Source organism: Curtobacterium sp. C2H10 (assembly GCF_025407985.1).
Lineage (GTDB): Bacteria > Actinomycetota > Actinomycetes > Actinomycetales > Microbacteriaceae > Curtobacterium.
The window spans coordinates 1-13,795 of the sequence record NZ_JABXGF010000073.1 but is presented as its reverse complement, the minus strand read 5'-3'; the positions used below and the strand labels follow the sequence as shown (position 1 = coordinate 13,795).

The window sequence follows — 13,795 nt, the reverse complement described above, 5'->3', positions numbered from 1 at the left end:
CCCGCGGTCCCGGCCGCTGCCGGACCGCCCGCGGTCCCGGCCGCTGCCGCGACGGCGGTCAGTCCTGCCGGTTGATCTGGCCCAGCCAGCGCCCGAACGACGGCTTGCGCTCGTCGTGCAGGACGGAGACCGTCGTCGCCGGCGTGCAGCTCCGCTGGACGTCGACGGCCGTGCTCTCGTGGAGGTCGTGGCTCATGGTGTGCTCCTTCGCGTTCGGTGGTGGATGAGACACCCGGGACGCTCGTTCCATTCCCGGGTGCGTGCAGCCCGTGGGCCGTGCCGGGTCAGGGCGTCACCATGCCGCCGTTCACGTTGAGGGTCTCCCCGGCGACGTAGCTCGACTCGTGCGAGGCGAGGAACACGTAGGCGGGCGCGAGTTCGGCCGGCTGCGCGGCGCGGCCCATCGGCGACTCGCTCGACCCGAACTCGGGCAGCGACTCCGGATCGACGCCGCCGCTCGGCTGCAGGACGGTCCAGGTGGGTCCGGGAGCCACGATGTTCACCCGGATCCCACGCTCGACGAGTGCCTGCGACAGCCCCTTCGAGAGGTTGTTGATCGCGCCCTTCGACGCCGCGTAGTCGAGCCGGTCCGGAGCGGGCGCGTACGCCTCCATCGACGCCGTCGTGGTGATCGTCGACCCCGGCTGCAGGTGGGGGAGCGCAGCGCGGACCAGGCGGAACAGCCCGAACACGTTGACGTCGAACGTCGCCTCGAACTGCTCGTCGGTGAGGTCCTCGACCTCGGGCTGCCAACGCTGCTTGCCGGCCACGCTCACGAGCGCGTCGAGGCCGCCGAGTCCCGCGACGGCCTGCTCCACCAGCGTGGTCGCGTAGGACCGGTCGCGCAGGTCACCTGGTACCGCGACGGCCGTCCGGCCCGCGGCGCGGATCTGCTCGATGACGTGGTCCGCGTCGGACTGCTCCTCCGGGAGGTACGCGAGCGCGACGTCCGCACCCTCGCGTGCGAACGCGATGGCGACGGCGCCACCGATACCAGAGTCCGCGCCGGTGATCAGCGCCTTCCGACCGGCGAGCCGGCCGGTTCCCCGGTAGGTCTCCTCACCGAGGTCCGGTACCGGCCGCATGCGGCTCTGGAGGCCCGGCTCGGCTTGCGTCTGCGGCTCCGGCTGGACGTCGGGGTAGCGGGTGCGCGGGTCGGCTGGCTCGTACTGGTCGCGGGGCATGGTGCGGGTCCTCTCATCGGTTCCCTCCCACAGAACCGGACGGCATCTGGACCGCCGCCCAGGAGTGCGGTGTCCGGTCAGTGCCGCGCGCGACGGCGGGGTGCGACACCGTCGCTCTTGTCGGTCGCGTGGAACGCCTCGACGAGCTGCGCGACGAGGTCCGGCTGCTCGACGACGAGGCCGTGCGTCGCCCTCGGGACGACCGCGAGCTCGCCGTCCGGCAGTGCCTCGAGCATCTGGGCGAGGTGGTCGAGCCGCACCTCGTCGTCGTCCCCGCACAGGATCAGGACCGGGACGTCGAGGCCGCCCAGCTGCGCCACCGTCACCGCGGGTTCCGCCGTGTGCAGCACCCGCGACTTGGCGGTGACGACCTCCCAGTGCTCCGGAGGGTCGGGGGACACCTCGGCGTAGGCGTCCGCCATGAACCGGGGCGGGTCACCGTCGAGGACGCCCTCGTGCCAGCCGTCGACGGAGAAGGGTGCACCGCCGAACACGAGCGACCGCACCAGGTCCGGGTGGGCGAGCGCGAGGTACAGCCCGACGATCGCGCCGTCGCTCCACCCGACGAGGTGCACGGGGCCGGCGCCGAGGGACCGCACGGTGCCGGCGAGTTCCTCGGCCATGTCCGCGAAGTGCCACGGGCCGTCGACGTCGGGAGAGCGACCGTGCCCGGCTCGGTCGACGAGCACGACACGGGCGCCACCGAACGCCTCGGCCAGCGCCGACATCGACCGGGAATCGGTGCCACCGGGGTGGAGCAGCACGATCGGGGTGCCCGGACCACCCGGGTCGGAGGTCCAGGGTTCGGTCATGCCGGAGTCTCCCACGTCGAGGACCCGGGCGTACGGTGTGCGCCATGCCGAACCAACTCAAGAAGCCGGACATGTACGAGGAGCTCCGCAAGGAGGGCAACTCGAAGGAGAAGGCCGCCCGCATCAGCAACGCCGCCGCGGCGCGGGGCGAGCACGCCGTGGCGAAGAAGGGCGGCGAGTCCGGGTCGTACGACGACTGGACCGTGGCGGACCTCAAGCGACGCGCGAAGGAGCTCGGCATCACCGGGTACTCGTCGAAGCGGAAGGCCGAGCTCGTCGAGGCGCTCCGGGAGCACTGACGGCGTCTGGCACCATGGAGTCGTGAACGAGACGGGCATGCCGCGCTTCCGACGGATCTGGTCGACGGTGCAGGTGGGCGTGCTCGCCGTGGCCGTCGTGTTCTGCGTCGTGATGCTGGTGATCGGCCAGGGCAAGCTCGACCGCGTGTACGCCGTGGCCGCGGTGTTCTTCGGTCTCGCCCTCATCGGGCACAGCACGTACCTGTGGCTCGTCGCGCGGAACGGCCGCGGCCGCCCCTGAGCTTCAGGCGTTCGCGAAGACGCGCACCCAGTCCACCGTCATCTGCTGCGGGAAGCGCGTCGACGCGTCGGGCGACCCGGGCCACGAGCCGCCGACGGCCACGTTGAGGACGACGAAGAACGGCTTGTCGAACACCCACGGGTTCGCCCCGACGTCGGCACGGGTCAGCGTCCGGTACGCCGTGCCGTCGACCGACCACGTGATCGAGTCCGGACGCCAGTCGACGCCGAACACGTGGAAGTCGTCGGCGAACGGAGCCCCCGTGGGGTTCGTGGACGCCGCCGAGATGCCCTGCGCGCCGGAGTACCCCGGGCCGTGCACCGTGCCGTGGACCACGGTCGGTTCGTGCCCGACGTTCTCCATCACGTCGATCTCGCCGCAGGCCGGCCACCCGACCGACCCGATGTCCGCGCCGAGCATCCAGAACGCGGGCCAGATCCCCTGCCCCCGGGGGATCCGGATGCGCGCCTCGATCCGGCCGTACTGCGCCGTCGACGTGCCCTCGGTCTTCAGTCGTGCCGAGGTGAACGAACCGTCGGCCTCACGCCGGGCGGTGATCACGAGGTTGCCGGCACCGTCGAGCGCCGCGTTCCGCCGGGAGTCCGTGTAGGTCTGCAGTTCCCCGTTGCCCCACCCGCCCGCGCCGAGGTCGTACCGCCAGACGGCGCTGTTCGGTGCGTTGCCTGCTGGCCCGTCGAACTCGTCCGCGGCGAGCAGGGTGCCCGCTGCCGCCACGGCCGGCGTGGAGCGGCTCGCGATGCTCGTGCCGACGATCGCGGCGGTGGTCCCGGCGATGCCGGCGGTCATGAACCGGCGACGGTCGATGCGGTCGTCCATGCGGTGCTCCTCGTGTATCGGTGTGGTCAGGGACGGTAGGCGATGCAGAGCACCGTGACGTCGTCGGGGTGCTCGCCGCGGTGGGCGAGTTCGGTGATCCCGTCGACGAGCTGCTGGGGGTGCGAGCGTTCGGCGACCCAGGCCTCGAAGCGGTCGAGCGCATCGAGGTCCCCGCCGAACAGGTCGAGCACACCGTCGCTGACGCTCACGACGACGTCGCCGGGCTCGAGGTCGGTCGTCTCGCTCGACCACGAGGTCCCGACGCCGATCGGCAGGTGCCCGGACCGCAGCGACCGGACGGCGCCGTCGGCACGCCGGAGCAGGCTCAACCCATGGCCGGCGTCGACCCAACGGGCATGGCCGTCGCGGTCGATCCGCACGTGGAAGCACGTCGTGAACTGTGCGCTCTCGACGTCGGACGTCCCGGTCGCCAGGCCGGCGGCCGCTCGACGGACCGCCGTGGCCGCGTCCGGTTCGTCGACGGTGCTGCGCACGAGGGACCGGACCGCGGCGGCGATCATGCCCGCGCCGACACCCTTGCCCATCACGTCGCCGAGCGTGAAGGCCGCGCCGTCCGGTGTCGGGAACCAGTCGTAGAAGTCACCGCCGACGGTCCGCGCCGGGATGCACACCCCGAGTGCGTGGAGTTCCGGCGGGAGTCCCTCCGTGGACGCGGGCAGCAGGGACTGCTGGACGAGGGCGGCCCGGTCGATCTCACCCTCGGCCAAGCGACGACGACGTTGCGCGGTGCTCAGCCGGACGTCCGCCTGCCGGGCGAGCTCGTTGGTCACCGCCGCCGTCGCGCCGTACACGATGACCGCGAAGGCGAGCCGGACGAGTTCGCTCGGACGCGGTTCGGTGGGCTCCAGCACGTACGGCAACAGCAGCGTGGCGCAGGTCCCGAGCAGCGGGTACAGCACGTGGCGCCGACCCGGGCTCGCCGCCATCCAGATCACCGGCAGGACGACGACGGCGAGGAACACCGAACGGGTGTCGCCCGTCCCGTACCGGAGCAGCCCGATCGCGATGAAGTCGATCGCCGGGACGACCAGCTCGGCGCGGGCGGCGCCCGGCCAGCGCGCCATCACACCTGCCACCAGCAGTCCGCCGAGGGCGAGTGCCACGCCGGTCCACATCCGCGGCGCGTCGGTGACCGGGAGCCAGGGGGTGACCGTGCTGGTCACCGCGGCGGCCACCACGAGGGCAGCGACCACGGACTGCTTCGCCAGGGGCGCCCACGAGGCGCGGAGCCCGACGAGCGCGATGGGCCCGGTGTCCTCCCGTGCGGTCACGGTCCAGGTCCTGGGGGTCGCGGTCGAGCCGGCCGTGCTGGTCATCGGGTCGAGTCAAGCCGCTCCGGCCCGGCGGGGCAAGCCCGTGCCCGGGTCACCCGAACCGGACGGCGAGCGGCACGAGCAGCCCCGCGACCCAGACGAGCACCATCACGAGGGCGCCGATCGCGATGAACCGTCGGCGGCGTCGGAGCCTCGGACTGGGTTCGTCGCCCCACATCTGTGCGCGGACGAGGACCCGGTTCGCCTGCTCGACGACCTTGCGCACCTCGGGGTCGTCGAGTTCCAGCACGCCGTCGCGGGCGTGCTGGGCGATGACGGTCGCCTCGTCGACGGTGAGGTCGTCCTTGCGCATGCGCCCATCGTGGCAGGCGGCCCGCGTCAGCGCACCCCGTCGCGCGTCACGGCCACCCGGAGCGGCAGGCCCGCGGCGAGCGCCTCGACACGCGGATCGCGCAGGGCACGCCCTCCGACCGTCGGCAGGTCGAGGTACCCACGGCTGACCGTGTGCCGGAGCGCACCGGTCGGCACGGGTCCGTCGCCGGTGCGCATGCGCCACGCCTGCGGTCGGCGGCGCAGGAGCTCGGCGTCGGTTGCGGTGTCGGGGTCGGCGACGAGGCGCGCCCAGACCTCGTCCTCGGTGCTCCGGGCGAGGTCGGCCGGCGACAGCGCACCGCGGTCGAGCAGCCGCCCGACGAGGTCGCGGAGCACGGTCACGGGCACGAGGTTCGCCGCGGAGCGCTGCGCGAGTGCCTCGCGGATGGCCAGGTCGGCCAGCTCGAGGGCGTCGTCCGGATCCGCGTCGACCGTCCCGCCGACGAGCCGCAGGCGACCGAGCAGCACGTGCGGCGGCGTGTGCGTCCGTCCGTGCGCCTGGCCGCTCCGGAGGAACGAGTCCAGGTGGTCGAGCTTCAGCCCGCCCGGGACCGACGTCAGCACCGACGGCACGCGGCCCTCGTCGACCGCGATGACCTGGTCGGCGTCGATACCAGGGACCTCGTCCGCGAGGCGCCGGATCGCGGTTCGTCCGAGGGAGTGGTGCTCGAGGCCGCCCAGACCCTCCAACGTGTGGCTGAACGGCAGGTGCCCGACGTCGTGCAGGAGTGCGGTCGTGCGGGCGAGGTGGTCGTCCGGGGCGAAGGCGGCGACGAGCGCGAGCACCCCGAGGGAGTGTTCGAGCCGCGAGTACGACTGGGTCGTCGTGAGCGCGGCACCGCCGGCGTGGGCGACGAACGCGAGCCGTCGCACCGTCCAGGTCTCGAGCAGTCGTCGTTCGAGCGGGGTGAGCCGCACCTCCACCCGCCAGAGCGGATCGAACCAGACCCCGTCGATCCCGAGCGTGTCCACCGCGTCCCCGTGCACCGTTCCCCCTCGTCGCCTGCCCCTCGACGCTACCGGACCCGCCGTGCTGCACGTGCCCTGTGCGGGGACGGAGCCGCGACCGCGTAGCAAGGACCCATGGCACATCGGTTCCGCGGGAAGATCGTCGTCGTCACCGGAGCATCGAGCGGGATCGGCAGGGCCGCCGCGCACGAGTTCGCACGGCAGGGCGCGACGCTCGTGCTGGCCGCCCGCAGCCACGACTCGCTCGAAGCCGCCGCCGCCGAGTGCCGGGCGCTCGGGGCCGAGGCCGTGGCGATCCCCACGGACGTCGCCGACGAGCACGCCGTCCGCGACCTCGTCGCGACCACCACGACCCGCTTCGGACGGATCGACGTCTTCGTGGGGAACGCCGCACTGTTCGTCTACGGCCTCTTCGAGCAGACCCCGACCGAGGCCTTCAAGCGCGTCGTCGACACGAACCTGTACGGCCACCTGCACGCGATCACCGCCCTGCTCCCGCACTGGAAGCAGCGGGGCGAGGGCACCTACGTCCTCGTCGGCTCGATCCAGTCCCTGCTGTCCGCGCCGTACCAGTCCGCCTACGTGACGAGCAAGCACGCGGCCCTCGGCCTGGTCGACGTCCTCGGCGACGAGTTCGCCGGTACGGGCATCCGCTTCGCCGCGCTCCTGCCGTCGACCATCGACACGCCGATCTACCAGAACGGCGCCAACTACACCGGCAAGACCTCGCACCCGTTGCCGCCGACGGTGTCCGTCGAGCGTGCCGGCCGCGCGGTCGTCCGGACGGCACTGCACCCCAAGCGCTACCGGTTCGTCGGCCGGATCCAGGCGTCGCTCGTGCCGCTGCAGTACGTGTTCCCCGGGCTGTTCCACAAGATCACCAAGCCGATGGTGCAGACGTTCGCGCTCCGCGGCACGGGAGCACCGACCGACGGCAACCTCTGGACCCCGGCCGACGCCGGCAACGCGACGAACGGCGGCTGGGTCGCGAAGCGCCGCCGCGTGACCCGGCCGCTGGCCTGGGCGGGCGCGGCTGCGGTCGTGGGCGCCGTGCTGCTCGGCCGCTCCCGCCGGTGACCGGAGCGGCCGCGTCCGACCGCTAACCTGCTGCTCGCGAGCGCGTCGGGTGCTCGCGGATCGGGGGACCGCATGGCCGACGCAGGACCGGCGACACGGGTCGAGGTCGACACCGAGGACGCTGCCCGGGCACGTGCACGGTCGCACCGCGCGGGCTCGAAGACGGGCAGCGGACCCTGGACCACCGTGCTCGTCACCGCGTGGATCGTGCTCGTCGTCGCCTTCGTCGCGATCTCGGTGTTCGAGAACGCCTTCCGGGACCGGGCGGTCGGCGCCTCGTTCCTCATCGCATCGGCGTGGACGCTCCCGCCGCTGCTCGTCCTGCACGGCATCCACGCCGCCGTCGTCCGTCCGGGCGGTCGGCGCGCCCGCCGTCGTGACGCCCCCTTCGACCGTGCCGCTGCCCGTGTGGTCGCCGAGTCGCGTGCGGCGGGGTACCCGGACCTCGACGTCGCCGCCGTGGTCCGGATGCTCCGATCGGCGGACAACGGCCCCGACCCGGGCACCGGCGAGCGTGGGATGCCCGACTGGCCGCTCCTCCGCTGGGAACTGCCGCTCGCGCCGCCACAGCCCGGTCGGTTCGTCGTCGCCGAGCGCGGGAGCGGACCCGAGCGCGGGAGCGGACCGGAGCGCACCGTGCTGACGCTGGTCGAGCATCCGACCGAGCCCCCCGTTCCCCGGACCGCGCCGTCGGTCGCTCATGCACAACCGGTCGACGAGCACCTCGGCACGATCGTGCTCGGGGCGTACCGACCGGACGCGCCAGCCTCGTTCACCGCCTCGCGCATCGGCGGTGCCCCCGCGGTGCCCGAGGGATGGGAGTGGCCGCTGTGCGCCCACCACGACGAACCGATGCAGTTCACCGCCCAGATCGAGCACCGGGGCATGCTCGTCAGCGTGTTCGTGTGTCAGTTCGACCCGGGGACGTGTGCCTCGTGGGAGCCCGACAGCGGCGCGAACGCGGCGTTCGTGTTCTCCCTCCGAGGGCTGCACCTCGCGGCCGGACCCGTCTCACCGCACGGCGATCTCGACGACCCGGAGCCGGCGTCCCCACCGCTCCTCGCCGACGCGATGCTCCTCCGGCACGTGCCGGTGCCGATGGTCCACGACGACGAGGATCCCGACCGAGTGCTCGCGGCCGCGGCCGCCGAGGGAGTCCTCGTCGCGGGACAGTACGGCGGCGTGCCGGAGTGGATCCAGGACGACGAGACCCCGGTGGGCACCGAGTTCGTCGCGTCGATCGAGCCGGGTCCGCTCGGGTTCGACCTCGGCGACGCCGGCCGGGCGTACGTCTTCAGCGACGGCGCGCGGGCGTCGGTGCTCTGGCAGACCTCCTGAGCTCCGACGTCCCTCCCGGGGAGACGCGACCGCCTGCGGGCCCGGAGGCGCGGGTCGGGCCCGCACCGCGCCTCCAGTCCGTACCGTGCGAGCGTCCGCACACCGTGACAGGCCGTGCGGGCCGCACCGAGCGCGGAACCTCGCACGCTGCGACGGCTAGAAGAGCGTCGCGCTCGCCCGGCGCGCGCCCTCGCCGAGGGACTCGAGCTTCGCGGCGGCGATCTGCGGGTGGATGCGGCCGCCGAGGCCGCAGTCGGTGCCGGCGATGACGCGCTCCCGGCCGACGACCGAGGCGAACCGCTCGATGCGCTGCGCGACGAGGTCCGGGTGCTCGACGACGTTCGTGGCGTGGCCGACCACGCCGGGCACGATGACCTTGCCGTCCGGCAGCGCGACGTCCTGCCAGACCGTCCACTCGTGCTCGTGGCGGGCGTTCGCCGCCTCGAACGAGTACGCGCCGGCGTCGATGTCGAGCATGAGGTCGACGATGTGGCGGAGCTCGATGTCGGTCGTGTGCGGGCCGTGCCACGAGCCCCAGCAGAGGTGGAAGCGCACCCGCGAGGTGTCGAGGCCGCGCAGCGCGTGGTTGAGCGCATCGACCCGGATGCGGGTGAAGGCGCGGTAGTCCTCGATGCTCGGCTCCGGGTTGATCTGGTCCCAGTTCTCGGCGATCGAGGGGTCGTCGATCTGCAGGACGAGACCGGCGTCGAGGATGATCCGGTACTCCTCGCGCAGGGCGTCGGCCCAGGCCCAGATGTGCTCCTCGTCCGTGGCGTAGTACTCGTTCGCGACCCGGGCGGCGGACCCGGGGGAGAGCGCCGTGATGAAGCCGTTCGCGGCGCCGGCGGCCTCGACGGCGTGCCGGAGGTTGGCGGCGTCCGTCCGGGCTGCCTCGTGCCCGGTGTACGCGATCGGGCCGGTCGTCGTCGGGAACGCGGTGGCGTTCTTGCCCGTGCCGATGCCCGAGTCCGGGTCGGTGTAGGCCTCGCGGAAGATCGTCCAGTCGCGGCGGTCCGGGAAGCTCGTGAGCCGGACGTGTCCGGGCTCGGAGCGGACCGGCTCCTGCGTGAAGATGTCCTCCTCGGTCAGGCTGAGGCCGCTGACGCGCTGGAACGAGTACCCCCACCAGGCGCCGTAGTCGACGCTGTTCGACATCGCCTTGCCGAACTCGCCGTCGCCGGGCTGCGTGATGCCGAGGGCGGTCTGGCGGGCGACGACGTCGTCGACCGCGGCGCTCGTGAGCGCACGGACCTCGTCGGTGGTCTCCAGCGTGAAGCCGTCGGCGGCGAGGGGCCGGGCGGCGTTCGCGGCGATGAGCTCCGGCGTGCGGGGCAACGAGCCGGCGGTGGTGGCCTGGACGTGGTCGGTGTTCTCGAAGGACATGCTGCCCAATCTGGCACGGGACCCCCGGGAGCGGTCCGACTCGGGAGAATGGGACACCGTGCCCCGTCCCACCACCCGCATCCCGCTCAACACCCTCGCCGTCCCGTTCGGCCTCGCCGGCTTCGCCGAGACCTGGTCGTACGCCGCCCCCGTCCTCGACCTGCCGACCGTCCTCCCGCAGGTCTTCTGGGGCATCGCCGCCGTCGCCTGGACCTGGCTGCTCGCCGCGCACGCCGTCCGCGGGGTCCGGGTGCGCGCGCACGACCGGCTCGTCGACCAGCTGCGGCACCCCGCGCAGGGTCCCCTCGCGGCCCTGGTCCCGGCGACCGCGATGCTGCTCGGGGTCGACCTCGCGCACGGCTGGCCGGTCGGCGGGAGGGTGCTCGTGCTCGTCGCCGTGGCGGTCGCCGCCGGGTTCGCCGCCTGGCTCCTCGCGACGTGGTTCGAGGGTCGGCTCGCCCTCGAGTCGGTGCACGGCGGCTACCTCCTGCCGACCGTCGCAGCGGCGCTCGTCGGCTCGGTCGCCACGCACGAGGTCGGGCTCACCCGGCTCTCCTGGGCCTGCTTCGGCGTCGGCGTGTTCTTCTGGGTCGTGATGACCGGGCTGCTGCTCATCCGGCTGTCCTTCCGCCCCACGCTGCCCGCACCGCTCGTGCCGACGATGGCGATCCTCGTGGCACCGCCGTCGGTCGCCACGGTCGCGGTGTTCGCGCTGACGGACGACGTGCTCACGGTCCCGGTGCAGGCGATCACCGGGCTCGGCGTGCTGCTCGTCGCGGTGCAGGTCGCCCTGCTGCCGCGGTACGTGCGGCTGCCCTTCTCGCTCGGGTTCTGGTCGTTCGTGTTCCCGGCGGCGGCGGTCGCGACGGCCGCGATCGAGTGGCTGCGGGTGCTCGACGTGCGGTGGGCGTGGATCCCCACCGCGGGGGTGCTCGCCCTGCTCTCGGTGCTGGTCGCGGTCGTCGGGTCGCGGTCGATCGCGCTGGCCGTGCGGCACCTGCTGCCCCAGGCGGAGGGCGTCCTGCAGGCCGCCGACGACGAGGACGCCGAGCCGGGCCCCGTGACGGGCGCGACCCGGACGGTCTGAACGCGACCACGGTTCGGGAGGCGCGGTGCGCGTCCGACGCGCACCGCGCCTCCCGAGCCGGTCGCGCACACCGCGTGACGTCCGGAGACGACGTGCGTCGCCACCCGGCCGTGACACGACGTACCGTCGTGGCATGACCACGACGACGCCGACCGCAGCCGACTTCCGCTCCGAGTGGGCCGCGTGGCACGACGCCCACGAGGCGGCCCGGGCGAGTGCGCACGGCTTCCTCGCGATCACGAGCATCCGGTGGCTGACGGGCACGCCGGAGCGCTTCGAGGACGCGCCCGGGGAGTGGTCGACCTCGGAGGCGGGACCGGTCGTCACCCTCGACGACGGCGAGTCGATCGAGGTCGACGGCGTCGCGGTGACGGGCACGCACCGGTTCGGTCCGCTGCCCGAGCGGTCGAGCACGACCATCGCGTGGCAGGACGGCGACGAGCGGGTCCTCGTCGAGGTCGCCCGGCGTGGCGGCAGTGACGTCCTCCGACCGCGGCACCCCTCGAACCCGACGCGGACCGGGTACACCGGGACGCCGTCGTACTCGCCGGACCCGTCGTTCGCGGTCCCGGCGCACTTCGAGCCGTTCGACACGCCGCGCTCGGTGACCGTCGGGTCGGTCGTCGACGGGCTGCAGCACGTGTACGAGGCGCCGGGCGTGCTGACGTTCGACCTCGACGGGCCGCGGTCGCTCCTGGCGTTCAACGGGTACGGCGACGGGCTCCTGGTGCTGTTCACCGACCGGACGAGCGGCGTGACGACGTACGCGGCCAACCGGAGCCTGGACGTCCCGGCGCCGGACGCGTCGGGCGCGACGACGATCGACTTCAACCGGGCGACGAACCTGCCGTGCGCCTACACGCCGCACGCGACGTGCCCGTTGCCGCCGGCGGAGAACCGGCTCGACGTCGCGGTGGAGGCGGGGGAGCAGCTGCCGGCGTGACGCGCGGGCGCGGCGCGGCGGCGCGGCGCGGGGTGCAAGGCGCGCGGTGTTCGACACCGCACCACCGGATCGACGCGCGGAACGTCGCACCATGCACGTGCATCGGATGCGCGGGCATCGTCCGACACTCCACCAGGTGATCGACGGGTGCGATGTCGCAGCATGCACACGCACCCGCGGGCGACGCCCGGCTCAGGGCACCTCGACGCGGGCCCAACCACTCGTCGCCCGCCACGTGCCCGGGTCGAACGAGAACACGCTGCCCATCCCCGGCTGGTCGAGCGCACGGGTGACCGGCACGCCCCGCAGGTCGGCGAGCAGCAGCGCCCCGACCGCACCGTGCGACACGATCGTGACGTCGCCGGCGTCGGTCAGCGCCCGCACGGCACGGACGATGCGGTCCTGGGCGTCGACGGCGCGCTCCCACCCGCGCACCGAGTCCTCCGGCGTGGCGAAGAACGCGTCGACGACCCCGTCGAACTCCACGGGCGGCAGGTAGCCCGTCGTGCTCCGGTCGATCTCGCCGAGCGCGGGGTCCGTCGAGGGCACGAGCCCCACGGCCTCCGCGAGGATCGCCGCCGTGTCGACCGCCTTCTGCTCGGTGCTCGACACGATCCGCTGGACCCCGGCGCCCCAGGCGACGGCCGCGGCTCCGGCAGCGCGGGTACGCCCGTCGGGGGAGAGCCCCCACGACTCGATCGGCCTCGCGGGGTCGACGACCACCTCGGCGTGTGTCAGGAAGAACGAGGGCACGGCGTCACTCCAGGTCGTCGGCGGCCGACGGGTCGACGACCCGAACACCGTCGACCTCGCCGATCCGGGCGATGAGCAGGGACCCCTCGGCACGGCCGGCGACGTCGATCCGGACCGCGGTGGCGTCGACCCGGTCGGTGTCCTGCCGCACGAGCCGGGCGACCCGCCACCCGCCGGCCGTCGCGAGGGCGAGCACGTCCGGCAGCACCCCGCGGCCGGCGTCGTAGACCACGTCGAGCGTCATCGACTGCTCGGCGGAGCGGGACAGCGCGCGGACGATCGCGGTGTAGCCGAACACGACGACGAAGTGCAGGGCGGTGACGACGAGTGCGAGCAGCCAGAGCCCCGCACCCGCGGCCATGCCGATCGCCGCGGTCTCCCACACCGCGGCGGCCGTGGTGAGGCCCCGGACGGCTCCGCGTCGGGTGAGGATCAGCCCGGCGCCGAGGAACCCGACACCGGAGACGATCTGCGCCGCGACGCGCGAGGGGTCGAGCACGACGTGGTCCGGCACGAGGACGTCGCTGAACCCGTACTTGCTCACGAGCAGCATGAGGGCCGACGCGGTCCCGACGATCGCCTGCGTGCGGATGCCGGCGCTCTTCGACCGGAGCTGCCGCTCGAGGCCGATGAGCGACGCGAGGGCGAACGCGAGCAGGACCTCGCCGATCTGGACCCACCCCTGTCCGGCGAGGGGCTCCGTGAGCTGTTGGATCGTCACGCCGACCGACGATACGCCGGCACCCGGCGGACGGGAGGCGCGGTGCGGGCCCGACCCGCGCCTCCCGTCCGTCAGCGGGTCGCCGTAGGGTGAGCGCGTGGAGTTCCCGGGGGAGGTGGCCGACGCGCGCGACGCGTCGACCTCTCCGGGGTCACCCCGGGGCACGCAGGACCAGCAGGACGACACGCCCCGAGCGGGACGGCGCGCTCCGCGCGCGACGCCGCACGGAGGCACCGACGGGTCCCCCGGGAACCCCACGCCCCTGACCGTCGTCGCCGGTGCCCTCGCCGACGCGTTCCTGACCGCGGAGCACTGGGGACCGGACGACCTGACCGCCGCCGGCTGGGCGGTGGTCGGCGTCGAGCGCGCCTACGTCGGGCTCGCGGTCGCAGCGGCCCTCGCCGCACACCCGCGACCACCGGTCGACGCACCGCGACAGCTCGCGGCGGTGCTCGAGGCGTCGCCGCGCCTCGCCGAGCTGCAC

16 protein-coding genes and 1 pseudogene are annotated in these 13,795 nt (G+C 73.6%); 7 read left to right on the top strand and 10 right to left on the bottom strand.

Annotation, left to right across the window (positions count from 1 at the left end):
• Window positions 1-58: 58 nt before the first annotated feature.
• The 3 genes from HWD93_RS17330 to HWD93_RS17320 all read right to left on the bottom strand — a co-directional run bounded on the left by HWD93_RS17330 (window position 59) and on the right by HWD93_RS17320 (window position 1,996).
• A complete protein-coding gene (locus HWD93_RS17330; RefSeq protein WP_156794898.1) occupies window positions 59-196 on the bottom strand; it encodes a hypothetical protein in 138 nt (45 codons plus the stop codon).
• Between the two features lie 88 nt (window positions 197-284).
• Window positions 285-1,184, bottom strand: coding sequence for an SDR family oxidoreductase (locus tag HWD93_RS17325; RefSeq protein ID WP_070418743.1), 900 nt, complete (start codon window positions 1,182-1,184; stop codon window positions 285-287).
• 77 nt (window positions 1,185-1,261) lie between these two features.
• The gene (locus tag HWD93_RS17320) at window positions 1,262-1,996 is read right to left on the bottom strand and encodes an alpha/beta fold hydrolase (RefSeq protein WP_261647487.1); all 735 of its coding nucleotides are present in this window, start codon (window positions 1,994-1,996) and stop codon (window positions 1,262-1,264) included.
• 44 nt (window positions 1,997-2,040) lie between these two features.
• Here HWD93_RS17320 and HWD93_RS17315 point away from each other — a divergent pair, with 44 nt between their 5' ends.
• Window positions 2,041-2,295: a Rho termination factor N-terminal domain-containing protein gene (locus tag HWD93_RS17315; RefSeq protein ID WP_071294860.1), complete on the top strand. Its 255-nt coding sequence runs from the start codon at window positions 2,041-2,043 to the stop codon at window positions 2,293-2,295.
• 22 nt (window positions 2,296-2,317) lie between these two features.
• Window positions 2,318-2,536, top strand: coding sequence for a hypothetical protein (locus tag HWD93_RS17310; RefSeq protein WP_071294861.1), 219 nt, complete (start codon window positions 2,318-2,320; stop codon window positions 2,534-2,536).
• Window positions 2,537-2,539: 3 nt separating this feature from the next.
• Here HWD93_RS17310 and HWD93_RS17305 read toward each other — a convergent pair whose 3' ends face one another.
• The 4 genes from HWD93_RS17305 to HWD93_RS17290 are packed head-to-tail and all read right to left on the bottom strand — an operon-like array spanning window position 2,540 to window position 6,027.
• Window positions 2,540-3,373 (bottom strand): glycoside hydrolase family 16 protein, encoded by an 834-nt coding sequence (locus HWD93_RS17305; RefSeq protein WP_261647486.1) that lies wholly within the window; start codon window positions 3,371-3,373, stop codon window positions 2,540-2,542.
• A gap of 26 nt (window positions 3,374-3,399) precedes the next feature.
• Window positions 3,400-4,710 carry a PP2C family protein-serine/threonine phosphatase gene (locus tag HWD93_RS17300; RefSeq protein WP_261647485.1) on the bottom strand — a complete coding sequence of 437 codons (1,311 nt, stop codon included), beginning with the start codon at window positions 4,708-4,710 and terminating at the stop codon, window positions 3,400-3,402.
• 49 nt (window positions 4,711-4,759) lie between these two features.
• Window positions 4,760-5,020: a hypothetical protein gene (locus HWD93_RS17295; RefSeq protein WP_071301920.1), complete on the bottom strand. Its 261-nt coding sequence runs from the start codon at window positions 5,018-5,020 to the stop codon at window positions 4,760-4,762.
• A gap of 26 nt (window positions 5,021-5,046) precedes the next feature.
• Window positions 5,047-6,027, bottom strand: coding sequence for an HD domain-containing protein (locus tag HWD93_RS17290; protein ID WP_261647484.1), 981 nt, complete (start codon window positions 6,025-6,027; stop codon window positions 5,047-5,049).
• Window positions 6,028-6,123: 96 nt separating this feature from the next.
• Here HWD93_RS17290 and HWD93_RS17285 point away from each other — a divergent pair, with 96 nt between their 5' ends.
• Together HWD93_RS17285 and HWD93_RS17280 are read left to right on the top strand one after the other, a co-directional pair.
• Complete coding sequence (locus HWD93_RS17285; protein WP_071301922.1) at window positions 6,124-7,086, top strand: SDR family oxidoreductase; 963 nt, start codon at window positions 6,124-6,126, stop codon at window positions 7,084-7,086.
• A gap of 72 nt (window positions 7,087-7,158) precedes the next feature.
• Entirely contained in the window at window positions 7,159-8,424 is a 1,266-nt protein-coding gene (locus HWD93_RS17280; protein WP_261647483.1) for a YwqG family protein, read from the top strand.
• A 156-nt stretch (window positions 8,425-8,580) separates the two neighbouring features.
• On the opposite strand, the gene HWD93_RS17275 is transcribed toward HWD93_RS17280, so the two are convergent.
• Window positions 8,581-9,807, bottom strand: a complete 1,227-nt coding sequence (locus tag HWD93_RS17275; RefSeq protein WP_261647482.1) for a cobalamin-independent methionine synthase II family protein — start codon at window positions 9,805-9,807, stop codon at window positions 8,581-8,583.
• Window positions 9,808-9,865: 58 nt separating this feature from the next.
• On the opposite strand from HWD93_RS17275, the gene HWD93_RS17270 reads away from it, so the two are divergent.
• Complete coding sequence (locus HWD93_RS17270; RefSeq protein WP_261647481.1) at window positions 9,866-10,894, top strand: transporter; 1,029 nt, start codon at window positions 9,866-9,868, stop codon at window positions 10,892-10,894.
• A gap of 133 nt (window positions 10,895-11,027) precedes the next feature.
• Complete coding sequence (locus tag HWD93_RS17265) at window positions 11,028-11,837, top strand: DUF1684 domain-containing protein (RefSeq protein WP_261647480.1); 810 nt, start codon at window positions 11,028-11,030, stop codon at window positions 11,835-11,837.
• Between the two features lie 192 nt (window positions 11,838-12,029).
• Here HWD93_RS17265 and HWD93_RS17260 read toward each other — a convergent pair whose 3' ends face one another.
• Window positions 12,030-12,590: a histidine phosphatase family protein gene (locus HWD93_RS17260; RefSeq protein WP_261647479.1), complete on the bottom strand. Its 561-nt coding sequence runs from the start codon at window positions 12,588-12,590 to the stop codon at window positions 12,030-12,032.
• A gap of 4 nt (window positions 12,591-12,594) precedes the next feature.
• Window positions 12,595-13,311, bottom strand: a complete 717-nt coding sequence (locus HWD93_RS17255; protein WP_083295328.1) for an MgtC/SapB family protein — start codon at window positions 13,309-13,311, stop codon at window positions 12,595-12,597.
• Between the two features lie 97 nt (window positions 13,312-13,408).
• Between HWD93_RS17255 and HWD93_RS17250 the strand changes: the two are divergent.
• A pseudogene (locus HWD93_RS17250) lies at window positions 13,409-13,795 on the top strand (hypothetical protein); the annotation flags it as partial.